We start from the raw sequence: 25,459 nt of genomic DNA on the forward strand, positions 1-25,459 counted from the left end.
TAAAGTACGCCAAAATTTAAAGAAAAATATTTGAATTTATTTTTTAAAATTTGCTTGACAATTCATAGTTGGTCTCCATTGTATTAATAATCTATTTTAAAAAACTTCGCTTCCTAATTCATTTTGTAACTCTCTATATTTAAAAAATAAAAATCTCATATACTCATACTCAAAAGGTGATCCTGTTTGGTAATATTCAAACTGTACATTAGCTCTAGTATTCACTGCTGAAACTGTTGTTACACCTATACTATTTAGTTCATCTAGATCACTTGCTCTATAGATTGCTCCTCTTCCAAAAGTATCTACTCCCTTTCCAAAAGCATCTCTTACAAAACTTGGACCCAGAATAGGTAGAACTAAGTATGGTCCCTTTCCAATTCCATAACGAGCCAATGTCAATCCAAAATCCTCATATGGCTTAGGCATTCCCAATGATGAAGCTACATCTACTAAACCACCAAAACCTAAAGCTGTATTTATAGTAAATCTCCCTATAGCTCTCATTGCCTTTCCTATCTTAAACTGCAAAAGTGAGTTACTTGTTACAGATATATAATCTGTATTTTCAAAGAAATTTTTAACTCCTGTTCTAATTGGCTTCGGTGTCACTGTCTTATAAAATCTCACTGTTGGTAAAAATATATACTTGTCAAATTGATAGTTGAAGTAGTATACTCTCCTATTCAATGGTTCAAATGGATCATACACTTCAAAATACTTAAATGATTCCTTACTATTTTTCTCCAACTCTTGAGCAAAGCTTGTAAAGGATAGAAGTAAAAGTATAATCACTAATATCTTACTAAATCTCATGACTTAACTCCCCCTTTTCTAAAAACTCTAACATTATTTTTACATTTGTACTAAAAAACATATTTCCACAATGTCCACCATATGGATAGATTAATAATCTATTTCCAAAAGTTGATTTAAGAAATTCAAAATCACTCTCATCTAAAATTAGTTCATCTGCATTTGTTACCACAGCTATTTTTGAGCTATTTTTTAAATAATCCTCTATATTATTCAGTCTAGCTCTCTCTACCAACTGCTCTAACTTGAGATCTTCTCCTAGTTTTTCACGATAATATGGAAGTGCAACTCTATTTATATACTCATCAAAAGTTGCAAAATTTATCTTCTCAAAATATCCAAACATTGGTGTAAATTTTCCAACTGGTTCTTTTACATAGACCTTTCTATTATTTATCACATCAGTAATGTAGTTTAAATCAATAGATGTCAATCTAAAAGCTCCTCCAATTAGCTCTTGCATCTCTTTATTGGTCAATTTATTTTTAGAAAATAGCTTGTAAATAGTCTCTATATCTATTGAAGTATACTCAGGTAAAGTACTGCTAACTACTGTATCTATAATCTTTTCTATCAAACCACCTATTTTTTCAGCTCTCTCGTTTTCAGGAAAATCTAGGTAATTATCCAACTTCAAAGCAGAATTATAGAGATTTACTGCTGGATTAATCATAAATACCCTCTTAAAATTAAACTCTTTCTCTGACTCATCTATATAGGATAATATTCCTGCCTCTGTTGCTCCTAAACTATATCCAACTACATAAAAGTCACTTACCTTTATTTTTTTAGATATTCTTTTATTAATCTCTTTCATTATGTTGTAGATATCCTTTGAGTCCTCCATTATTAATCCAGGCATACGTGAACTAGACCCATTAATAATAAAATTATTATTCATTGGAGAAGAAATCGAAACAACATGATAACCTGCATCATAGAATATTCTCTGGAAATACTCCATTCTGATAGAATTATGAGATGACCCTGTCCCAGCCAACAAAAATATCAAAGGTGCCTCTGTCTTTTGTGGTACCAATGAGAACTTAAAACCCTCATTATACCAAAACTCTTCACCAACTGCCTTTGTCCAAGGTAGCTTTATACTATACTCTTTTCTTGGAACTTTTGTGCTCACTCCCTCAACCATTAAATTTGAACTTCCAAATATTGTTGCTATATTGGGATTATGAAATGGATAATCATAGTTTCCAAAAGAGAGTGTAGTTATAAATATATAAAATATTCCTAATAATTTCTTCATACTATCCTCCAACTATTTAATCTGTACTTTATATTCTACTTCATAAATACTGTTTTTTCAATGAAAAAATGATTATTATATAAAAAAGAGGCAATTTTTATACTGCCCCTCACCTTTTTTATTCAGTAATTGTAACTCTTTCACTCACAATTACTTTTACTTTCTGTATCCTCTTATCCTTCATTAATAGGACTTTTAAAATTACATTTTCATACTCTAAAACTATCTTCTCCTTATCATTTGGAATACGTTCTAGCTCTCCTATTATAAATCCAGATAAGGTATCATAATTATCTGAATATAGTTTAGTTCCCAATTGATAATTTAGAGTATCTAGAGAAAATAATCCATCAACCACATAGATATTTTCATTTATCTTTTTCATTTTTGGATCATGATTTTCATGCTCATCTTCTATTGTTCCTACTATCTCTTCTATTAAATCTTCAATTGTAACAATTCCCGAGAATCCACCATATTCATCTATCAATATTGATATAAATGTTTTTGAATCTCTCATCTCTTTAAATAGTACATCTATTTTCTTAGTTTCAGGTATAAAGTATGGAACTCTCAATATAGAACGGATATCCACATTTTCAAAACCTTTTTTTCTAGCTTCTAATATAAAATCTTTAATAAATAACACACCTATTATATTATCCACTTCATCTTTATAGACAGGAATTCTTGAGTATTTTTTTGATAATAACTCATCTAAGTACTCCTCTAATGGTAGCTCTATATCTATCATATAAGTATCTGTCCTCGGGGTCATAACCTCTCTAGCACATTTATCATCAAATGATAAAACAGAGGTTATCATATCTTTTTCCGTCTTGTTAAACACTCCATGAATCTGTCCCACTTCCAATAGAGATTTTATCTCCTCTTCTGAGATCTTTTCCTCAATATTATCCAACTTATATCCCAATAGCGTCAAAATAACATTTGTTGAGACAGATAATAATTTTATAAATGGGTATGCCACCTTAGCAATGAGATATATTGGTTTTATAGCAAACATACTTATTGCTTCAGCCCTATGCAATGCTATTCTCTTAGGAACTAACTCTCCAAATACCAAAGTAAAATACGATAAAACAATTGTTACAATCACAATAGATATCTCTTTGGTGTACGCTGAATTCAAAAACTCTAATCTCCTACTTAAAACCTCTGCAAATCCTGTTGCTGCTGAAGCACTTGCAAAGAATCCTGAAAGTGTTATTGCCACTTGAATTGTAGATAAAAAATTTGTTGGTTCCTCTAAAATTTTCTGTATGAGTTTAGCTTTCTTATCGCCCTCCTCAGCCAAAAGATTTATCTTATTCTTGTTGATTGAAACCATTGCTATCTCTGTACAAGCAAAGAAAGCATTTGTCATAGTTAAAAAAACTAAAAATAAAAGATTAAAAAAAACATTAAACTGGGGACCCGTGTCCATTTTTAAAATTCCTCCTTAAATATAAATATATTTTTAATTAACTGTTATGTCAAACTGTTGACTTAACGTAGTTACTAAACTTGTTTTAGTGATAATTCCCCTAAGTATTCCATTTTCATCTACTACTGGTAAACTTGAGAGTTTATTTTCATTGACCTCTTTTAAAACATCTACTATTGAATTATCTGGACTTGTTGTAAATGCTGGTATCTCTAAAATCTCTTTTACAGGTTTATAGTGTTCTTTCTCTTGCTGAATTAATTTTCCTGTTATTATTCCTTCAAATTTTCCCTTTCTATCCACAACTAATAGAGAATCTACTCTCTCATGTCTCATCTTTCTCAGACATTTGAATAGAGTCATCTCAGCTGAGCAAGTTATTGGATTATCCAGCATTATATCCTTAACTTTTATATACTCTGGTGATGACCAAATTCTATTCTTTCCTACAAAATTACTTACAAATTCATTTTCAGGTGATTTTAATATAGTTTCTGGATCATCATACTGAATGATCTTTCCTGTTCCCATAATACAAATTTTATCAGCTATCTTTACTGCCTCATCCATATCATGACTGACAAAGATAATTGTCTTTTTATACTGAGTCTGTATATTTATTAACTCATCTTGCAACTGTGATCTAGTGATTGGATCTAAAGCTGAAAATGGTTCATCCATCAGTATTATATCTGGATTTGTCATCAATGCTCTTGCTATTCCAACTCTCTGTTGCTGACCACCACTTAACTGTTTAGGATACCTATCTGAAAATTTTTCATAGGAAAGTCCCACCATCTCCATCAACTCTCTCACTCTATCTCTTCTTTGAGCTTCAGGTACTTTTTCTAATTTAGCTACCAACTCTATATTCTCTTTTATTGTCATATGTGGGAATAATCCTGTTTGCTGTATAACATATCCTATCCCTCTTCTCAAATCTATTATATTCTTCTCTCCAATATCCTCTCCATTGATCAATATCTTTCCACTTGTTGGTTTTATCAAACCATTTATCATCTTTAGAGTTGTAGTTTTCCCACAACCTGAAGGACCTACAAAGACTGTAATACTTCTATCTTCAATCTTCAAATTTATATCGTGTAAAACTATATTGTTTTTAAATATCTTATTAACTCCTATAAATTCAATCATATTACTCACCTTTATCTTCTCTATTTTGAAATTAACCCTTTTTCAATTAAAAATTGATGTGCTACCTCTTGAGGATCTTTTTTGTATGTATCCACTTGATTATTCAACTCTCTCATCACATCATCACTTAAAAGCTCTATAAGAGAGTCTGTTATACTCATTAGCTCTGGATATCTTTCCACTAAGTCCTTTCTCATCAATGGAGCTGCATGATATGGCAGAAAAAACTCCTTGTCATCTTCCAATACAACTAAATCATATGTTTTTATTAATCCATCAGTTGCAAAAGCATCTATTATATCACTCTCACCATTAGCAATTGCTTGATAACGTAATGCACCATCAATAGAGAGGGAATCTTTAAATCTTAATCCTGGATAAGCATTCAATAATCCTGGAAGTCCATCATGTCTATTGGTAAATTCAAATGTTGATGATATTATTAGATTAGGTGCAACACTCTTTAAATCACTTATATTTTTTAACTTATATTTTTCAGCTGTTTCTCTTCTCACTGCTAATCTATAAGTATTATTAGCCCTCATCTCCTTACCAACTATCACATCATACTTTTCCTCTATCTCTCTTTTAGATGTTGAGTATACCTCTGAAGATTTTATATCTCTTGAGACAGGATTATGTTTTAACATATCTGCAAACATTGTTCCTGTATACTCCATATACACATCTACTTCTCCTGAATTAAGTGCTCCAAATATTACCTGTGTTCCACCTAATGCAAATTTTCTATTAACTTTTATATCTGTCTTGCTCTCTATAAGATCTGCTAGTAAACTATTTAAAATAATCTGTTCTGTATAATCCTTACTTGCTACAGTCACTACTTTTTCTCTCTTATGGTTAAATTTAGCCATTAAACTTTTTCCAATAATGAATGTACTTAGTAGAAGTGTCAATCCTATAATAATTTTTTGAAAAACTGTTACTCTCTTTCTATCGTTATCACTATTTGATATTCCCTTTGGAACAACTACCTTCTCTACAGCTGCTGCTGTCCAATCTATAAAAAGAGCCAAAAGACAAGCTGGAATCGCTCCTGCCAAAATTTGATTGGTATTAGCTGTTCTAATACCTGAAAAAACTAAAAATCCTAATCCTCCTGCTCCTACAAAGGCAGCAATTGTCATCAGTCCAACAGCTGTAACAGCAGAGATTCTAATACCTGCCATTATTACTGGAAGAGCCATTGGTATTTGGATCTTATATAAGATCTGAAACTTGGTTAAACCCATTCCCTCTGCAGCTTCTATCATCTGTGGATTAATCCCCTCAATACTAGTATAGGTATTTTTTATTATGGGTAGTAATGAATATAATACAACCATAAATACAGAGGGTAACAATCCTATCCCTAAGAAAGGTATTAAAAATCCTAATAGTGCCATACTTGGAACTGCTTGAACTGTATTAGCAATTCCCATAACACTTTTATTCAAACTTTTAAAATGGCTAATTAAAATTCCCAATGGAACTCCTATCACTATGGCTAACAACACTGATATAAGTGTTAAATTTATATGCTCTATCAACAGTGATAATATCTGCTCCTGTTCTTGAACAACATATGTGAAAAAATTCATAGTCATCCCCCCTAAAAAATTGTACAAAAAAACACTATGAGTAGAGTCATAGTGTTTATATTTAAAAAATTGCAATATAAAAAGCCCTTAACTCTTTTCAACGCTGACGAGGTTAGCTGACGGACTCGGACTGAAAAGTATCCTATTCCCTAAGGAAATTCGCCCCAAAAGGTGGGTCCCCCGCTTTGTTTTTTCAAAACAAATTAAGCATATTAGATTATGTTTGAATTATACATTATTTTTCTTAAAGAGTCAAACTATTTTTTATATTTCTTATTCAATGCCCTCAATATAGCATATGTTTCTAAATCCATATTTCCAGTCATATTTTTAGGGTTAAAATGAGCTTGAAAGTTATATACTACCCTTCTACTCTCTTCGTCCCATTCATCATTATAATTTATTTTATAACCATATTTTCTGAATTCCTCTTTTATTTTCTCAACAGGAGTTACTTGATATAATTTTTCATTCATAAAAAATCTTTTATCTTTTTCATCGTACCAAGCACCTATCCCATACTCTCTATAAAGCAATTCCCAAGGAAACTTTGGACCTGGATCAATCTTTCTTGTAGGAGCTATGTCCGAATGTCCTACAATGTCATATGGTTTTATCTTATACTCAGCTATTAGTTTTTGAAGTAAGTTTGCTAATTTCTTTATCTGCCCCTCTTGAAAGTATATATATTCCTCTCTTGGTATAAAAAAACCATACTTTTTCTCTCTCTCATTATATTTTCTTACCCCTTTATTACTTATCTCTATCCCTATGGATGTATCATTTAAATTGCTCCGTCCATTGAATTCACTCACACCTGCGTGCCAAGCTCTTTTCTCCAATGGAACTATATTATATATAGGTTCTTCATCTTTAGTGGAAATAAAGTAGTGCGAACTAACATTCCCTTGAGTCAATCCTCTCAAACCCACTTCATCTGTTGTTGCTGTATAGTGTAATACTATAAATTTTACTCTTTCATTCATTCCCCTAGATAAATACTTTTTACTATTAACAGTATAATTAATTCTAGAACATGATAAAGATAAAACTATAGTTAGAGTGAAAATAATTATTTTTTTTACCATTTTTTATCTCCTAAAAGTATTTTTTCTAGTATATTTTACAATATTTTAAAAAAAATAGCAAAAATTTGTAAAAAATTATTGTAAATGTTTGGATTTTGTGATATAACATAGAAACTTGCGTATTTATAAATTTTAGGAGGATAAAATGACAAAAAAAGATTTTACAAAAGTTTTATTTGAAAAAGGAATATTTGCTTCTAAAGCTGAAGCTGAAAGAAAATTTGACTCTATCCTTGAAGTTCTTGAAGAAAGCTTAAAAGCTGGAGAAGAAATCAACTTTATCGGTTGGGGAAAATTTGAAGTTGTAGAGAAAGCTGAAAGAGTTGGAAGAAACCCTAAAACAGGTGAAGAAATCGTAATTCCTGCTAAAAAGACTGTTAAATTCAAAGCTGGAAAAAACTTAGTTGAAAAAATGAACTAATTACATAAAGGAGCTATTCAGCTCCTTTTTTTAATTTCTCTAAATATATAAAAAGAGCAGATTTCTCTGCTCTTTAAGACTATTTAGTTCCTTTTTTATAAGCTCCTTCAGATCCGAAAACATCAACAATTTTAGTTTTGTAGTAAGCTTTCATCTCATCTTTAGCTGCTCCTAAGTATTTTCTAGGGTCAAACTCTTTTGGATTAGTTCCTAATACTCTTCTGATAGCTGCTGTGAAAGCTAATCTTCCGTCAGTATCTACGTTTATTTTAGCTACTGCTGATTTAGATGCTTTTCTTAATTGAATATCTGGTATTCCAATAGCATCTTTAACTTCTCCACCAAACTCTTTTATCATAGAAGTATATTGTTGAGGAACTGCAGATGATCCGTGTAAAACAATTGGGAATCCTGGTATTCTTCTTTCGATCTCTTCTAATATATCAAGTCTTAATTTAGGATCTTCTCCTGGTTTGAATTTGTGAGCTCCGTGAGAAGTTCCAATAGCTATTGCTAATGAATCTACTCCTGTTTTTGTTACGAACTCTTCAACTTCATCTGGGTTTGTATAAGTGTGTGATTCAGCCTTAACATCATCTTCTATTCCTGCAAGTACTCCTAATTCAGCCTCTACAGTAACATCTTTTGAGTGAGCATACTCCACAACTTCTTTTGAAACTTCTATATTTTTAGCAAAATCATAGTGTGACCCGTCGATCATTACTGATGAGAATCCTGCTTCGATACAAGTTTTTACAGTTGCTAAATCTGGACCATGGTCTAGGTGTAAAGCTACTGGTATATCTGATCCCATATTTCTAGCTCTGTCTACAGCTGCTTTAGCTAATAAAGGTGCTACATCTGCTCCCATATATCCTAAAGCTCCTTTTGAACATTGTAGAATTACTGGTGATCCCATCTCAGCACAAGCTTCAACTATAGCTAATGCCATCTCCATATTATTAAAGTTAAAAGCTGGTACTGAATATCCTTCTTTATTTGCTTTTGCAAACATCTCTTTTGTGTTTGAAAGACCTAATTCTTTATAATTGTATCCCATTTTTTCCCTCCTGAAAAATTATATATATTAATTTTAACAAAAATTAATAATAAAATCAATTAGAGAATTTTCTATTTTTTATTTAGATTAATTTTTTACTTTTATTTGTTTCAAAATGTATCTAAAAAAACTCTTAATTCTCATTCTTTTCTTTATCATCATCATTGCTTCTGGAACTAACTCAATAACTGTCTCAATAGTGTCCTGATACTTTAAAAATCTACCCTCTAATAATTTTTGAGTAGAAACTACCCAAGAGAGAAGAAGTAGATTAAAAATCCTTAAAAGATTTAACAAGAAATTTATAACTCCCTCTTTTGTTAGATAAAAATTATAAAACTTGGCAATTACCTCTCCCTCTTGTGTATAAAATATCTGAAATAAACAAGTTATAAAATAGAAGAAAAACAAAAATTTCACTCTTTTTATATGCTTTATTAAATCCTTATTATACTTTAGATTTAGTATGAACAAGACAACTGTTGATATTCCAATATAGTATAGATTACTGTAAAATATGTTAACTAGTAGTAGTATGAACAGACTACTTTTTAACAATTTCTAATCCTCCCATATATGGAACTAATGCTTTTGGTATTAAGAATGATCCGTCCTCTTGTTGGTAATTTTCCATTATAGCTACTAGTGTTCTTCCTACTGCTAATCCTGATCCATTTAGAGTATGGCAATACTCACTCTTAGAGCTTCCATTTGGTCTATATTTAAGTCCCATTCTTCTAGCTTGGAATCCTTCACAGTTAGAACAAGAAGAGATCTCTCTATATTTTCCTTGAGAAGGTAACCATACTTCTAGGTCATAAGTTTTAGCTGCTCCAAAACCTATATCCCCTGTACATAGTTGGATAACTCTATATGGTAACTCAAGTCTTTGTAATACTTCCTCAGCATTATTTACCATTTTTTCTAACTCATCATAAGATGACTCTTGATTTGTTATTTTTACCATCTCAACTTTATTGAATTGGTGTAATCTTATTATTCCTTTTACATCTTTTCCATAAGATCCAGCTTCTCTTCTAAAACAAGGTGAGTATGCTGTATAGTATTTTGGTAACTCTTTCTCATCTAATATCTCTTTTCTATGGATATTTGTCATAGTGATTTCTGAAGTAGAGATTAAGAACATATCATCAGTTGTTCTATACATATCATCTTCAAATTTTGGAAGTTGTCCTGTTCCTTCACAAACCTCTCTTTTTACCATAAATGGAGTTATATGCTCAGTATATCCATGCTCTGTTGTGTGTAGATCTAGCATAAAGTTAATTAATGCTCTCTCTAATCTTGCTCCTAATCCTCTGTATAGAACAAATCTAGATCCTGCTAATTTTGCTCCTCTTTCAAAATCAAGAATACCTAATCCTTCACCTATATCCCAGTGTGCTTTTGGTTCGAATGAAAACTCTTTTGGAGTTCCCCATCTTCTAATTTCAACGTTTGCATCTTCATCTGCTCCAAATGGAGTGCTTTCATGGTACATATTTGGGATTGTCATTTGAATATAAGTTAATTTTTCTTCAACTTCAGCTAATTTTGCATCTAACTCTTTTATTTGAGCAGAAACTTTTCCCATCTCTTCTATTAATGCTGAGGCATCTTGCTTTTCTTTCTTTAATCTAGCTATTTCAGTAGATTCTTGGTTTCTTTTTTGTTTTAAAGCTTCTACCTCTCCTAATATCTCTCTTCTTTTGTCATCTAGTTGAAAAAACTCATCAAGAGTTAGATTACTATTTCTATTTCTTAACATCTCTTCAACTTTTTCTCTGTTTTCACGTATGAATTTTAACTCTAACATACTCTTTTCTCCTCTCACAATACATTTTAATTGTTAGTTTTATAACCTAATCTTTTTATCTTCACATTTTGTTGCTCTATTCCTACCATCTCTAAATATGAGTTTGGTGATGTGTTTATAATCTCCATAGAGATCTTATCTCCCTCTCTTGAAAAAGATTTCAATCTCTCTTTTAAGTTTCTAGTTACAACTTTTCCCTTTTTCTCTCTAACTTCAAGTATTTCATCTCTATTGAATAGCTCTTCAAGCTTATCCATATCTGAACTACTTCCCTCTACCTCATATAACATATTAGTAAACTCTTCCATTATCGAGGATTTTCTAGGAACTTCTCCCACTTTATGCACTTTAAATCCCAATACTCCACTCTCATTAAGTCTTTTTACGACCTCTTCATTGGAAATTTCTGCATCTGTCTCAAAGTCCATAATCTCATTATAAGCTTCTGTTCCTAAGGATATAGGGCTTCCAAAGGACATCTTTGGTCTCGGATGGAATCCTTCACTATATTTTACAGGAATTTCCGATTTATTGAATAGTCTCTCAAAAAATCTTAATAAGTCTAGATGGGATATAAATTTCATTTCTCCACATTTGTCAAAATAAACTCTTTTCTTCATTCTTACCTCATCTTTTCTTATATTTGTATTCTTATATTTTACCACTTTCTAATAAAATTTCAAATACCTTTTTACTTTTCCTGTAATTTTTTCTCAATATTTCTAACTTTTTTCAATAAATCAGGAACTTTTTTCAATGCTATCTTCACTTTTAAGTCCTCTCTATGATCCATTAGTGGATATCCAGATAAAACTTGGTTATCATCCACATTACCTACTACACCAGATTTAGCAGCAATTACAACATTATTTCCTATTTTTATATGTCCAGCTACTCCAACTTGTCCAGCCAATGTTGTATTATTTCCTACCTCTACACTTCCTGCTATTCCAACTTGAGAAACTATTAGACAGTTCTCTCCTATTATATCATTGTGAGCAATCTGTACTAGATTATCTATCTTAGTATATTTTTTTATTATAGTATCTCCAATAGCTCCTCTATCAACAGTTGTATTAGCACCAATCTCTACATTATCCTCTATTACTACACTACCTATCTGATCTATCTTAGTGTTATTCCCACCTACTTTTACAAATCCAAAACCATCAGATCCTATAACTGCCCCTGGTTGAATTACACAGTTTTTTCCAATTTTACAGAACTCTCTCACAGTAACATTTGAATATATTGTACTTCCCTCTCCAATTGTAACTCCTTCACCAATAGTTACATTTGGATAGATTGTAACATTATCACCTATCACTGCATCATGCCCTACATAGACATTTGGTCCTAATTTTACATTTTTACCTATGACACTTGAATCTTCTATCATTTTTTCAAAAGGTTTTGTCTCTCTCTTAAAGAAATTCAAAAGCTTTGGCATCAATGTTCTTGGATTCTCTTTTACTACCAAGTACATTTTCCCAATATTAGGTAGTGGTATATCTGGTACTAACACTACTTTTGCCTTAGTTTCATCTAATTTTTTTAAAAACTTCTCATCTGAAGCAAATGTTATATTTTCCTCCTGAGCTTGAAAAAAGGGAGCAAGCCCAGAAACATATTCTAGACTTAAATCTCCCTTTACTTCACACTCTAGGAGGTTCACTAACTCTTTAATACTATATCTCATCATTATCCTCCTAGTTTAACATTTATTTTTTAGATTTTTCCATAGCTTTTATTACATCAGCAGTAATATCTTTTCCTCCAAATTTTACTGCTCCAGCTTCTAATATGTAATCATATTTCTCTGCTTTTGCTACTGAGTCTATAGCTGATTGCATTGCTCTATCTATCTCTTGCATTCTTGTATACTCTTCTTTACTTAACTTAGCTTGTGAATCTCTTACAAATTTTTGGAATGCTTCAACTTGCTTTTGGAATCCCTCTTTCTCTTTATCAGTTATTTTGTTTCCTTTAGATTGAAGCTCTAATTGTGCTTTTTGAAGAGCAACTTCTTTTTGTTTTATCTCGTTCTCTAATCTATTTTTCTCTTTGTTTAAGTTCTCTTGGATTGTTTTAGTTTGAGAGTATTTTGAAAATGCCTCTTGTGAGTTTACATACCCTATTTTTTCAGCTAAAACTGATGCTGATAAGCTTAATGCCATAATTGTTATCATTATTTTTTTCATTGTATTACCTCCAAAGTATTATTTTATCTATATTAGAATGATTGACCCATATTGAAATAGAATTCCATTCCACTAGCATCATCATTACCTATTGGCCATCCAAAGTCAAATCTTAATGGACCTATTGGTGTATTTACTCTAAGTCCTACTCCTGCTGCCATAGCTACATCATTTGCAAATTTATCATCATGTTGATATGATAGGTCTCTTCCTTCATAATCCCAAGCTCTTCCAGCATCAAAGAAAACAACAAATCCTAAAATATCATTAAATTGTGTTCTATTCTCTATAGTTCCTACTAATTTTTTTGTTCCTTTGTAGAATCCACCGTCATATCCTCTAAGTGTGCTTCCTCCACCTACCCAGAATCTTTGACCCTCTTTAGTAGTGTCTGTCATTATTCCAGTTACTGCTCTATAAGCAAAGGTATTTTTCTTGAAGAATCCTCTGTGGTATTTTCTAAGTTCAAGTGTTATGTTTCCAAAAACATCTCCCTCATAACCATTAGCATATCCCACTTCTAGTTGTAATTTTCCATACTCTCCAGCAGTTGGATTCCAGAAATGATTTCTTGTATCATAAGTTATTGAAGGGAATATACTCCAGATAACATATTTATCATCTAGACCCTTAGCTTCTCTTCCAGGGTAACTTCTCCATTCAGTTACTCCATTTCTCTCTATAAACTGATCTTTATCAGAAGTCTCTTCTACATACTCAACTTTTGTTCCTAAGCTCAATCTAACATTTTTGCTCAATCCTTTTCCTATGTTAAATTTAGCTCCAATAGTATCTATCTCATTGAATATTGCACTATCATCATCTTCATAAGTATTCTTATAGATGCTCCATCCCCAAGATATTCTATCAGTTCCTTTTATCCAAGGATCATAGAAATTTATTGAGAAACTTGAGTAATCTTCATCTGATTTTTCAAATGTAAATCCTAACTCTTGTCCTTTTCCTTTCCAGTTAGTATCTTTTATTGAAATTGTTCCCAATAGTCCAATCTCAGAACCATAAGATATAGCTCCTTGAAGTATTGCAGTTCTCTCTTCATCCAATAAAAGGACTATATTTTTTCCATCTGGATCTCCAGGTATATTTCTAGCTTCATATTTAACATTTTTAAAATGTCCTAATCTCATTAGATTTTGTACTGTATCATCATATTTTTTAGAGTTGAATATCTCATTTTCATGGAACTCTAACTCTCTTTCAACTACATATGATTTTGTCTTTAAAACATCATCAGTAGCCTTTCTTCTAGCTCCTTTTTGTTTTGTTACCATCTTTTTAAACTCGATATTTCTAACTATACCTTCACTTAAATAAATTTCAAGTTCAAGGTTTGCATTAAGCCCAATATCTGTAACTTCAGCAAGAACATAACCAGCATCTTGATATTTTTGGATTATTCTATCTCTGTCCCCTCTGATTGTGTTGATGTTAAATATCTTTCCAGGTTCAGTTTTGATTACTTCCATAAGTTCATCTGTAGAATAAACTGTGTTTCCTATTATATTAACTCCATTTATGATTGGATTTTCAAGAACGTGGTATATTACTTTTACACCCTTTCCTGATTTTACAACATCTGGCATTACATCTCTAAAATATCCGCTCTCAATAAGGTTTTTATGTCCCTCTATAACCTTATTCTTTGAAAAATATCCACCAGCTTGAACAGGAATCATAGCTCTTATCTCTTTAGTTGGTACATGAGTATTTCCTATTATATCAATCTCTGATACAACTATACTCTTATCTACTTTTTCTCTCTCTGATAGAGGAATTATCCCTTTTGACTCCAATAATTTTTTAGTATCCTTCTTTTCTGTTACATCAACAGTAAGCTTAATACCATTGTCATAGACAGTTGGATATATAGATACATCATCTACATACTCTAAATCTTTAATTGATTTATAGTCTGATATCATATCCTCTGTTATGTATTTTTGCCCCTCTTTTGACTTCATACTCCCCAGTATTACTTCGTAAGGAATCTCTCTATTATTTATTATCTCCACCTTTGTTACTTGATAGTTAGTAACATCAGCAAAGGAGAAAATACTTAATACAAAGATCAGTAGTCCAGCTATTCTTTTTCTCATCTCTACCTCCACTATTTATTTATAAAGATATCTATTAGCTTATCATATTTTTTCTCAAATTTAAAGTCTATATGATAATTTAAATTCTCTTTAGATTCTTTATCTGATGTTTTTTTTCTGTTTTCTGGTAACTTTCCAACTCCTACTCCAATAGATTTTACAGCATCAAATCTGTATTCCAATGAGAAGTCATACTCTTTAAATGCTCCGTTACTCTCCTCTTGCTTATTGTTTCCTGTATTATCCTCCTCCAATAGTGTTCCTTTTGCAACCCACCATATTTTATCCTTATATATATTATCTTCTGCCTCTAATACTGCACCTAATTTTAAACTACTCTGACTTTTATCATCATTATTGTTAGAACTATTTTTTGTATTCTGAGTCAAAAGGTTTGAGCTTATTCTAAACTTCGATATATTTAATGTATGTTTTACTAGATTAGCTATAGGTTTTAATACCTGTGTTATCTGTCCTCCAATTACATTTGTAATCAAAGTTGTAGTTGCCTCATTATTCTCTCCAAAACTATCTGTATCTGTTAAAAGTGAGTTTAAGTTTCCACTACTACTTCCATTTCTAGAACTAATAGTAAATTTTAAATTATCTAGATTACCGTTTAAACTTAAACCGATCTGATCATCTTGCACTAACACTCTAGCATCTATTAAAAGATTTGGATTTACTTTTGGTAGATAACTCTTAGGATCGTTAAATATAACAACTGCTCTATCCAAATAAAAAGTGTTATCATTGAGGTTAAAGCTTCCACCTAAGACCTCTGTATTTCCAATAAAAGTGTACTTTCCATTCTTTCCTGATAAAACTCCATTACCTATAACATTTCCTTTTATATCCTCTACTAAGCCATTTATATCCCCTATATCCAATTTTATTCCTTCATTTATTTTTATTCTAACATCAATTGAAGGGGCATTTTCAATTATACTCTCTATTTTAAAATCGCTTCCTAGATCTTCACTCTGATTTATAGTTTTAGATGTAGAGCTAAATAAAAACTCTTTTATCTTTTGAAAAATACTCTTAGATGTATTTGGTATCTCTGATACCAAACCTTTTTCAATCTCAATATTTCCTCTGATATCCTTCTCTCTTATTCCTATATTAGCACTAAAATCAACATTAAAATAATCACCATATCTATATTTTATACCATTTAATTTTAAATTTCCATTATATTTTATATTTTCATAGTAGTATGGATTATCTGAAATGTCTTTCAATGTTGGAAAAATTATCTCTCCTTTAACTCCTAAATCCCCATCATTCAACTTTCCAGAAAAATCTTTTATAGATATTTTATTATTCTCTAATCCTATTGTACTGTTAAATTCTTGTAATTTCAAGAAAAAATCTTTTTTTTCTAAATTTAAATTTTTTATTTTAATAAATCCATCATTTCTACTGTCAGTTATTTTTAAATCAAACTCAGCATTTCCCCTTATATCTGAGATATTATAAGGTTCTAAAAATACATTTAAAAAATCTAAATCTATGTTAGATGATTTTGCATAATATCTATATCTGTTCTCTGTAATATTATACTCTCCATCTGATGAGAATTTATTATGTAAATATTTAAATGAGAGTTCATCTAATTTTACCTCTTTCATATCTCCAGATAGAAACACTCTAATTGTATTAAACTTAACTTTTTTTACATCAATCTCACTACTTAAAATAGAAAAGTTATAGTTTAAATCATCTAACTCTCCCAATAATTTCCCCTCTAAATAGAGTTTACCTTCAACACCATCTATTGGAATATAATCTTTCAATTTAGCTAGTGGCAGTTCCTGCTTATCTACCTTTACCTCCAAGAAGTTGTTAGGTAGATCATAACTTCCTGTAACAGTAAATAGATCTTGTAGATTTTGATTGCTAAAAGTTAGATTTTTTAACTTAACTATTCCATCATTTAAATTCTCTGCTGAATAATCAGCTTCAATATATGCTGTAGGAAAAATCATTCCATTCATATATACCTTATCAACTGTGGATTTTAGCCCAACTTTTAACTTTTTATTCTCTCCTTCAGCCACTACTGTTCCAATCACTCTATATTTTAAATTTTCATAGTTATAATAACGTCCTATATTCTCTTCCAATATATTTAACTTGGCTCTATACTTTCCATCTTTTACTGAGTATCTAGCTTTCAATATATTTTGGTTTATCTTAACATTATTAGTTGTTACTACCTTATCCTTATAGTTGATCTCTCCAGTAATTTTAATCTCTTCCTCATTTTTAAAACTTATTCCAACATCTGAAATACTTATCTTTCCTATAGGATTCTCCAGATTCCCATCTATACTTGCAGTAACTTTATTTAATTTGATCTTAGGGAAATCAATATTAAATCTTTCCAATGATAAACCATTTGTCTCTAATTTTCCTTTTAATTTTGATGTTTTAAGATCATAGCTTCCATTTATAGTCAAAAGCTGATTGTTAAAATTTTTAATTTCAAAAATATCATCTTTCAGCCTCAATGAAACTATAACTCCATTTAGACTGTAATTTTCATAAGAAAGTTTATCTATCTCTCCTTGATACTCAAAAAATAAGTTGTTTTTATTATTTAATAAAACCTTACCGTGAATATTTTGAACCTCTCCTAGATATTTTAGATACAGTGAGTGAATGTCTAAATCTCCATTAAATTTACCATTTTCACTCTTTAAAGTTCCAAGGATTTTCCCTTTTATCCAAAACTCTTCCTCTCCCAACTTTCTTTTGATATCCAAGTTCTGCCCGTCCATATTGAAAGCATAGGAACTGTTTTCTAAATCAATCTCTCCAGTTAGCTCTAACTCTTTTTTCTTACCATTTATTATAGAGGCCTCATTTAATAAAAATCTATTCTTATCTATTGCATAGTCAAATATAATATCTAGATCAAAAATATTTAACCCTATTCTCCCTTTTCCATCAGAAAACTTCTTATCAGCTAAACTGTATTCTAAAAAGTATTGATTTTTCTTATCTAACTGGATTTTTTTCTCTTTAGTAAAATATTTTCCCTCTAAATCAATTATGTTAGAATCTAACACAATAGCAATTTGATCCTCTAAAATATCAAAATTCAGATCTCCATTGATATTTGGAATGTAACTCTTATTATTTACATTCTCCACTTTAAATTTTAACATTCCTCTCTTATCTATAAGATCAAATGTCCCAGTTATCTTCTCCTCTATCCCTACATTTTTCTCCTTATCTAAGGTAGCTAGATCTGTGGAGATTATTGGTAGATGTATACCGGACTTATCATAGATAAGCTTTACTTGGGTATCATTCAATCTCAACTGCTCCAATTCAGCCCTCTTTACAAAGGCATCAATATTTATCTTCAACTCATTTTTTAAGTTGAGATTAAATTTTACATCATTAACAACTAGATTTTTGAATGGTAGCTCCACTCCATCTAAATATGATAGTTTTTCTAAATCTTTCTGCTTAATATCCTTTAATTTAAAATCTATATTAAGCTCATTATCCTTATATGAAAGTGTGAATTTTTCTGGTTTTTCAAATACTTTACCAATAGCGTTTAAAAATATACCCTCTTTGGTAAACTCAACTTTTCCAGTTACTTCTTTCACTTCATCAGCTAGATCAATATATTTTACATTTACCCCATCAAAGTTTATCCAACCTAACATACCACTAGATGCTATAGTGAGATCCATATTCAATTTCCCACCATTGTATGATACCTCTTTTCCATCATAACCATACTGTACCAACTCTGTTTTTACATCTATATCCTTAAGTTTTATAGTCATAGAGTATGGCTCTTTACTCGTAGAGAAGGCAAAGTCATACACCTGTTCCTTATTACTTCCAATAAAGTGTAGATTTATTCCCTCACTCTCGCTAAAAGTTAGATATCCATTGGTATTATAAGCTGTCTCTTCTATTGGTAATCTATATCCTAAATCTCTAAATACAGTTGTTACATTTATACCCGTTATCTTGTCTATAGGGATTCCTATCCCAGGTTCATATTTCTCATCTTTAGGTTTCTCTTTTTTCTCCTCTTCAGGTTCACTCTCTCCAGTAAAAGCTGCAACTATATTTATATCTCCATTTTTTCTTCTAGTTATATTTGCAGTTCCTCCATCTATGATGATCTCATCTATCCTTTTCCTCTTTAAAATATCTTTTGAATAGAGGATCTCCACTTTTGGAGTATCTATAATTACCTCTTCCCCATCTGCTAATATAAAATCTTTTATTACTATCTTTTCTTTTTCAAATTCTATACTGCTACTTTTAAATGTAGGTCCTACAAATAACCTTACCACCACTTCTACTGTTTTTGGCAAATTGTACTTTATATTCCAAGCAACTCCAAAAAACAATAAAAAGAGGAAAGTAACAAATATAAGTTTTTTTCTATTTTTCTTATAAAAATCTGTCATTTCCTCTCTTCCTTTCTCCTATAAAGGTCTTTTTAAAGGTATACCTGACCTTCTTGGATATTTTTTATCTGTTTTTTCTCTTTTTTCAATCTTTATAACTACTCTTGGATCTTTACAGAATGGAAGTTCAAAATTAAATATCTCTATAATTTCAGAGTTTAAAATTTCTAAAGCATTTTGTGCTTCAGTTTCCTCTCCTGTTCCCTCCATTTTTTGAGAAAGGAAGACTCCATCTTTCTTCAAGAAAGGGATTATATATTCTAATATTGTACTTAACTTTGACACCCCTCTACAAAGCCCTAAATCATAGCTTTCTCTTTTTTCATCACTTATATAATCTTCAGCTCTTGATGTAACTACCTCAACATTTTCAAGATTTAACTCATCTTTTACTAATTGTAAAAATTTTGTCTTCTTTCCAATAGAATCCATCAATGTAAATTTTATATTCTCATTAAAAATAGCTAGTACCATTCCTGGAAATCCAGCTCCTGTTCCCACATCAATAGCAGTTTTCATACTGTCATCTAACAGATTTTGTAGCAGTAAAGAATCTAGAAAATGCTTCTCTATCATAGATTTTTCATCTCTTACAGCTGTTAAATTAGTGTGTGAGTTATACTCTTGTAAAAGAGTTAGGTACTTTAGAAGATTATCAACCTTCTTTTCAGTATACTCTACTCCAATCTCTTTCAATCCATTTACTAAGAACTCTCTCATCTTAATTACCTCTCGCTTTTAAATATATCAACAACACTTGTATATCTGCAGGTGATACCCCTGAAATTCTTGAGGCTTGTCCTATATTTAATGGTTTCGCCTTTTTCAATTTATCTTTTGCTTCTTTTGGAATATTTGTTAGACTATCATAATCTAAGTCTGCTGGTATTTTTTTATTTTCTAAGCTTTTATGTTTTTCTATCATCTTCATAGATCTCTCTATATATCCAGAATATTTAACTTGAACTTCAACTTGATACTCTGTATCTCTGCAATAATCACCTAACTCTAAATTTCCCAATTCTGCAATATATTTTACATCTTCAAATGTTACAGTTGGTCTTCTTAAAAGTTCGAAATAAGTGATTCCATCTTTTAATAGAGTCTCCCCTCTCTTTTCAAGTACCTCATTTACTCTAGGATTACTTGGTCCAACATAGTTTGTTGCTAACTTCTCTTTTATCTCTTCCACATCTTTTTCTTTCTTTTCAACTCTTCTATATTCCTCTTCAGGTAGTAGTCCAATCTCATATCCTATCTTTGAAAGTCTTAAATCAGCATTGTCCTCTCTCAATAGTAATCTATACTCACTTCTTGCTGTGAACATTCTATACGGCTCATTTGTTCCCTTAGTTACCAAGTCATCAATTAGAGTTCCAATATATGAATCTGCTCTATCCAATACTACTGCCTCTTTATTTTGAATTTTTCTAACAGCGTTAATTCCAGCCATAAGCCCCTGAGCTCCTGCCTCTTCATATCCAGAAGTTCCATTTATCTGTCCAGCTAAAAATAGATTCTCAACTGTTCTACTCTCCAATGAGTATTTTATCTCTTGTGGTGGAATATAATCATACTCTATTGCATAAGCATATCTCATTACATGTGCATTTTCTAGACCAGCAACATTTTTTATCATTCCCTCTTGTACATCTGTTGGTAATGAAGATGACAACCCTCCTAAATAGATCTCAGTTGTCTCGTTTCCCTCTCTCTCTAAGAAAAGATGATGTTGATCTTTATCCTGATATCTAAAAACTTTATCCTCTATTGATGGGCAGTATCTAGGTCCTGTTCCTTGAATTGTTCCATTAAATAACGGTGATCTATCCTTGTTACTCTTAATTATTTCATGAACTTTTTCATTTGTATGAGCTATGTAGCAAGAGATCTGTTCTCTTCCCAATACCTCTTCATCTTTTGTTCTACTAGAGAATTTTAATAGCTCTGTATCCCCAGGTTGCTCCTCTACTTTTGAAAAATCTATACTTCTAGCATCTATTCTTGATGGTGTTCCAGTCTTGAATCTTCCTAGTTTTATTCCAGCTCTTTCTAAAGATAGTGGTAGATCATCAGAAGATAACTCTCCCATTCTTCCACCACTAAAATGGTTCTCTCCCACGTGAATAAGTCCTCTCATAAAAGTTCCAGTGGCTAGTATTACCATCTTAGCTCTATACTCAACACCCTCTCTAATCTTAACTCCTACCGCTTTCCCATCTTCAATTACTATATCTGTTACCATTCCCTGTATAGCATTTAGGTTAGGGCAGTTTTCTATTGTTTTCTTCATCTCTTTTGCATACTTAACCTTGTCAGCTTGTGCTCTTAAAGCTCTTACTGCTGGCCCTTTTTTAGTATTCAAAACTCTGATCTGTACAAAAGTTTTATCTATATTTCTTCCCATCTCTCCACCTAGAGCATCTATCTCCTTAACTAAGTGAGATTTTGCTGGTCCACCTATTGATGGGTTACATGACATCACTCCTATATTGTCCAAAGTTATTGTAAAAATTGCAGTATTTGCACCCATTCTTGCTGCACTTAGAGCAGCTTCACAACCTGCATGTCCTGCTCCTACTACAATGACATCAAAATTATGCATTTTATCCTCCTAAAATCTATTCTAAATTTATTTCAAATTCTCAAAAAAGTCTGCTGTTTTATCATCAGTTATCATAAGTAATACGTCTCCCTTTTCAATCATAGTTGTTGCTAAAGGGTTTGGATTAAAACTCTGATCCTCTTTCTTTATTCCCACTACATTGGAATTGTATTTCTTTCTAATATCCAATTCAATTATACTCTTACCCCAAAAAACAGATGGTGCTTTTACCTCTAATAGTAAAAAGTCTGCTGAAAATCTCAAGTGCTCAACTAAATTTGGTTCCATTGCAAGTTGTGCAACTCTTCTTCCCATATACTCTTCTGGATAGATTACCTTAGTTGCTCCTATCTTAGCTAGTACTTTTCCATGACTTTTAGTAACAGCCTTAGCTATTATCTTCTTTACTCCTAACTCTTTTAAATTTAGAGTTATCATTATACTCGGTTCAATCTCTCCTACACATACAAATGCTATATCATAATTTCCAGCACCTATCTCTTTTAAGCTCTTCACATCTGTTGCATCAAGCATTATAGCATTGTCCACTGTATTTTCACTTATGCAATCCTGTACTATCTCCTCATCAGTATCAATAGCAAGTACCTCTTCATTTGACTCATATAACGTCTGAGCTACACTCGTTCCAAACCTTCCTAATCCTATTACTAAATATTGTTTCATTATTTTCGCTCCTTAATTTTATCCTACTAATATATTCTCTTTCGGGTATTTTGATATAGCTTTATTTTTACTCTCACCTATTGCCAAAGCAAAAGTAAGTGGTCCCAATCTTCCTACAAACATTGTGATAATTATTAGAATTTTTGAGAAAACACTCAAATATGGTGTGATTCCTAAAGTTAACCCAACTGTTCCAAAAGCTGAAATTACCTCAAATACAACTTGTTCCATTGGAAAACTCTCCACAACCAAGATACAAGTGATGATAAATGCCACATATGTAATTCCTATTACAAGTATTGCTAAGGCCCTGTTCAAAATCTCCCAATCTATTCTTCTATTAAATACCTCTATATTCTCTTTTTTCTTTACTATACCAATCACATAGAACATAATTATTCCAAAAGTTGTAGTCTTTATACCTCCACCTGTTGATCCTGGTGAAGCTCCTATAAACATTAGAATACAACTTATAAAAATAGTTGCATCTCTTAAATTTCCAAGTGGAATTGTATTAAATCCTGCTGTTCTCAAAGTTACACTTTGGAAGTATGAAGCTAATATTTTCTGTATAAAATTCAGATCTCCTAAGGTATCTGGATTGGAATATTCTAACAATAAAAATAGTATCATTCCACCAAAAGTTAGCATTATTGATATCAATATAGCCATTTTTGAAGTCAGATTAAATCTATCTATTCCATTTCTAATTACTGCAACAAATGAGGTAATTACTGCAAATCCAATTCCTCCCAGTGTAATCAAATATCCTATAGTTAAGTTTACAGTAACATTGGATTTAAATCCCTCTAAGTTATTAGAAAATAGGGCAAATCCAGCATTACAAAAGGCTGAAATCGAATGGAAAACTCCAAAATACAACGCCTTCCAAAAACTCATCTGATCCATAAATTCCATTGTCAATATTATAGCTCCAATACTCTCTATTGTAAAAACTATAAATAATAATTTCTTTATAAAGTCTGCTATCTCTCCACTGTTATCAGCATTTCTCTCCTCTTTTAACAACTCTCTCTCATGAAATGTCATCTTCTTTCCAGTAGCTAAAAATAGTATAGAGGAAAAAGTCATAACTCCCAATCCACCCAGTTGTATAAAGAATATGATAATAGTAGTCCCTATTGGAGAGAATACTGTAGCTGTATCAACTACTGTAAGCCCTGTTACACATATAGCTGAAACAATTGTAAATAGTGATGATATAAAACTCAGGCTCTCACCTTCATTCAATGAAAAAGGCATCATCAATAGAATGGTTCCTATCAATATTGCCAATAAAAAACCAAGTATCAACTTTCTTGAAGGAGAAAGTTTTTTTAAATACTCCTTTGTTTCCTGTATATTCATCTTATTCCTTTCTGATTTAACTCAATTTTAATTTTTCTCTATCTTCATATTATACAGGATTCTTTAGTATTTTACAACTATGAATTCTCTTGTAAAAAATAATAAGAGTCGCTATAGCTCCTGCTATAACAACTCTTATCTTTTTATAATTTTGCTGTATTTTCTATAATTTTTACTATTAGATCTCTAGCTTTTTCCATTGATTGTATTGGAATATACTCAAATTTTCCATGGAAGTTATGACCACCTGTAAATAGATTTGGACATGGTAACCCTTCAAATGATAATCTTGCTCCATCTGTTCCACCTCTTATTGGTCTTATCTTAGGAGCTATCTCCAACTCTTCCATTGATTTTTTTGCAAGTTCAATAATATGCATCACAGGTTCTATCTTCTCTCTCATATTGTAGTAACTATCTTTTACCTCTATCTCAATTACTGCATCCTTATATTTAGCTTGAAGATATGCTACAGCATTTTTTATAAGCTCCTTCTTCTCATTGAATTTAGCCATTGAGTGATCTCTTATAATATATGTCATTGTTGTATCCTCAACTGTTCCTGTAAATTCATCTAGCAAGAAGAATCCCTCATAGTTTTCTGTATGCTCTGGTCTTTGATCACTTGGTAACATTGAGTTTAACTCCATAGCTATTATTATAGAGTTAATCATACTGTTTTTAGCACTTCCTGGGTGGATATCTCTACCTTTAATCTTAATCACAGCAGAGGCAGCATTAAAGTTTTCATACTCCAACTCTCCTATCTCTCCTCCATCTACTGTATATGCAAACTCACAACCAAATTTTTTAACATCAAATAGATCTGCTCCTCTTCCTATCTCCTCATCTGGTGTAAATCCTATCTTAATATCTCCATGTTTGATCTCTGGATGAGCTTTTAAATATTTTATAGCTTCTATTATCTCAACTATTCCAGCTTTATCATCTGCTCCTAACAAGCTTTTTCCATCAGTTACAATAAGATCCTGTCCTATATAATCATTTAAATGTTGAAAATCTTTTGGTGATAGTACTATGTTTTCAGCTTCATTTAATACTATATCTCCACCATTATACCCCTCTACTATTCTTGGATTTACACCCTTTCCATTATAACTAGGTGCTGTATCCATATGTGCTATAAATCCTATTGTTGGAATCTTATCATCACAATTAGCTGGTAACTTTGCCATAATATAGCAATTGTCATCTAATGATATCTCCTCTAATCCCAACTCCTTTAGATCTTCAACTATTATCTTAGCTAAATCCCATTGGATCTCACTACTTGGACATTGTTCACTCTCTGGATTTGAATCTGTTGCTGTCTTTACATACTTTAAAAATCTTGTTATCATCAGT

The 25,459-nt window shown here is 31.3% G+C and carries 20 protein-coding genes and 1 riboswitch; of the genes, 1 reads left to right on the forward strand and 19 read right to left on the reverse strand.

Translation table 11 applies throughout. The features are described 5' to 3' along the window. Positions 1-96: 96 nt before the first annotated feature. The 6 genes from ABNK64_RS04340 to ABNK64_RS04365 form a co-directional block, all read right to left on the reverse strand. Entirely contained in the window at positions 97-816 is a 720-nt protein-coding gene (locus ABNK64_RS04340) for an MlaA family lipoprotein (RefSeq protein ID WP_291255578.1), read from the reverse strand. Then, positions 806-2,080, reverse strand: a complete 1,275-nt coding sequence (locus tag ABNK64_RS04345; RefSeq protein ID WP_300341406.1) for a serine/threonine protein kinase — start codon at positions 2,078-2,080, stop codon at positions 806-808. Before ABNK64_RS04345 ends, ABNK64_RS04340 begins: the two co-directional genes overlap by 11 nt. Positions 2,081-2,198: 118 nt before the next feature. Next, on the reverse strand, positions 2,199-3,527 hold the full coding sequence (locus ABNK64_RS04350; protein WP_349763597.1) for a hemolysin family protein: 1,329 nt from the start codon (positions 3,525-3,527) through the stop codon (positions 2,199-2,201). 33 nt (positions 3,528-3,560) lie between these two features. Then, positions 3,561-4,682 carry a betaine/proline/choline family ABC transporter ATP-binding protein gene (locus ABNK64_RS04355; RefSeq protein WP_291255581.1) on the reverse strand — a complete coding sequence of 374 codons (1,122 nt, stop codon included), beginning with the start codon at positions 4,680-4,682 and terminating at the stop codon, positions 3,561-3,563. Positions 4,683-4,702: 20 nt separating this feature from the next. Continuing rightward, entirely contained in the window at positions 4,703-6,283 is a 1,581-nt protein-coding gene (locus ABNK64_RS04360; protein ID WP_349763598.1) for an ABC transporter permease/substrate-binding protein, read from the reverse strand. Between the two features lie 86 nt (positions 6,284-6,369). Beyond that, positions 6,370-6,503: riboswitch (cyclic di-AMP (ydaO/yuaA leader) on the reverse strand. A 37-nt stretch (positions 6,504-6,540) separates the two neighbouring features. After that, positions 6,541-7,371 (reverse strand): N-acetylmuramoyl-L-alanine amidase, encoded by an 831-nt coding sequence (locus ABNK64_RS04365; protein ID WP_349763599.1) that lies wholly within the window; start codon positions 7,369-7,371, stop codon positions 6,541-6,543. A gap of 145 nt (positions 7,372-7,516) precedes the next feature. Here ABNK64_RS04365 and ABNK64_RS04370 point away from each other — a divergent pair, with 145 nt between their 5' ends. Next, positions 7,517-7,792 carry an HU family DNA-binding protein gene (locus tag ABNK64_RS04370; protein ID WP_291255584.1) on the forward strand — a complete coding sequence of 92 codons (276 nt, stop codon included), beginning with the start codon at positions 7,517-7,519 and terminating at the stop codon, positions 7,790-7,792. A gap of 79 nt (positions 7,793-7,871) precedes the next feature. On the opposite strand, the gene fba is transcribed toward ABNK64_RS04370, so the two are convergent. The 13 genes from fba to pepT all read right to left on the reverse strand — a co-directional run bounded on the left by fba (position 7,872) and on the right by pepT (position 25,455). Further along, a complete protein-coding gene (gene fba / locus ABNK64_RS04375; protein WP_291255586.1) occupies positions 7,872-8,852 on the reverse strand; it encodes a class II fructose-1,6-bisphosphate aldolase in 981 nt (326 codons plus the stop codon). A gap of 87 nt (positions 8,853-8,939) precedes the next feature. Continuing rightward, positions 8,940-9,410 carry a CbiQ family ECF transporter T component gene (locus tag ABNK64_RS04380; protein WP_300341414.1) on the reverse strand — a complete coding sequence of 157 codons (471 nt, stop codon included), beginning with the start codon at positions 9,408-9,410 and terminating at the stop codon, positions 8,940-8,942. After that, on the reverse strand, positions 9,397-10,668 hold the full coding sequence (serS, locus tag ABNK64_RS04385; protein WP_291255588.1) for a serine--tRNA ligase: 1,272 nt from the start codon (positions 10,666-10,668) through the stop codon (positions 9,397-9,399). The genes ABNK64_RS04380 and serS overlap by 14 nt, the downstream gene beginning before the upstream one ends. Before the next feature lie 26 nt (positions 10,669-10,694). Next, a complete protein-coding gene (locus ABNK64_RS04390; protein ID WP_349763600.1) occupies positions 10,695-11,288 on the reverse strand; it encodes a TIGR03936 family radical SAM-associated protein in 594 nt (197 codons plus the stop codon). Between the two features lie 71 nt (positions 11,289-11,359). Further along, positions 11,360-12,367 carry a UDP-3-O-(3-hydroxymyristoyl)glucosamine N-acyltransferase gene (gene lpxD, locus ABNK64_RS04395; protein ID WP_300341417.1) on the reverse strand — a complete coding sequence of 336 codons (1,008 nt, stop codon included), beginning with the start codon at positions 12,365-12,367 and terminating at the stop codon, positions 11,360-11,362. Between the two features lie 22 nt (positions 12,368-12,389). Next, complete coding sequence (locus tag ABNK64_RS04400; protein WP_291258685.1) at positions 12,390-12,869, reverse strand: OmpH/Skp family outer membrane protein; 480 nt, start codon at positions 12,867-12,869, stop codon at positions 12,390-12,392. Positions 12,870-12,901: 32 nt separating this feature from the next. After that, a complete protein-coding gene (locus tag ABNK64_RS04405) occupies positions 12,902-14,986 on the reverse strand; it encodes a BamA/OMP85 family outer membrane protein (RefSeq protein WP_300341420.1) in 2,085 nt (694 codons plus the stop codon). A gap of 11 nt (positions 14,987-14,997) precedes the next feature. Then, positions 14,998-19,437: a translocation/assembly module TamB domain-containing protein gene (locus ABNK64_RS04410; protein WP_349763601.1), complete on the reverse strand. Its 4,440-nt coding sequence runs from the start codon at positions 19,435-19,437 to the stop codon at positions 14,998-15,000. 18 nt (positions 19,438-19,455) lie between these two features. Next, positions 19,456-20,157: a 16S rRNA (guanine(527)-N(7))-methyltransferase RsmG gene (gene rsmG, locus ABNK64_RS04415; protein ID WP_291255594.1), complete on the reverse strand. Its 702-nt coding sequence runs from the start codon at positions 20,155-20,157 to the stop codon at positions 19,456-19,458. A 1-nt stretch (position 20,158) separates the two neighbouring features. Further along, a complete protein-coding gene (gene mnmG, locus ABNK64_RS04420) occupies positions 20,159-22,042 on the reverse strand; it encodes a tRNA uridine-5-carboxymethylaminomethyl(34) synthesis enzyme MnmG (protein ID WP_291255595.1) in 1,884 nt (627 codons plus the stop codon). Between the two features lie 27 nt (positions 22,043-22,069). After that, on the reverse strand, positions 22,070-22,726 hold the full coding sequence (locus tag ABNK64_RS04425; protein WP_291255596.1) for a potassium channel family protein: 657 nt from the start codon (positions 22,724-22,726) through the stop codon (positions 22,070-22,072). An 18-nt stretch (positions 22,727-22,744) separates the two neighbouring features. Continuing rightward, positions 22,745-24,094 (reverse strand): TrkH family potassium uptake protein, encoded by a 1,350-nt coding sequence (locus tag ABNK64_RS04430; RefSeq protein WP_349763602.1) that lies wholly within the window; start codon positions 24,092-24,094, stop codon positions 22,745-22,747. A gap of 143 nt (positions 24,095-24,237) precedes the next feature. Continuing rightward, the gene (pepT, locus tag ABNK64_RS04435; RefSeq protein ID WP_349763603.1) at positions 24,238-25,455 is read right to left on the reverse strand and encodes a peptidase T; all 1,218 of its coding nucleotides are present in this window, start codon (positions 25,453-25,455) and stop codon (positions 24,238-24,240) included. Positions 25,456-25,459: the final 4 nt, after the last annotated feature.

It is taken from the genome of Fusobacterium sp. SYSU M8D902, from assembly GCF_040199715.1.
Classification (GTDB): domain Bacteria; phylum Fusobacteriota; class Fusobacteriia; order Fusobacteriales; family Fusobacteriaceae; genus Fusobacterium_A.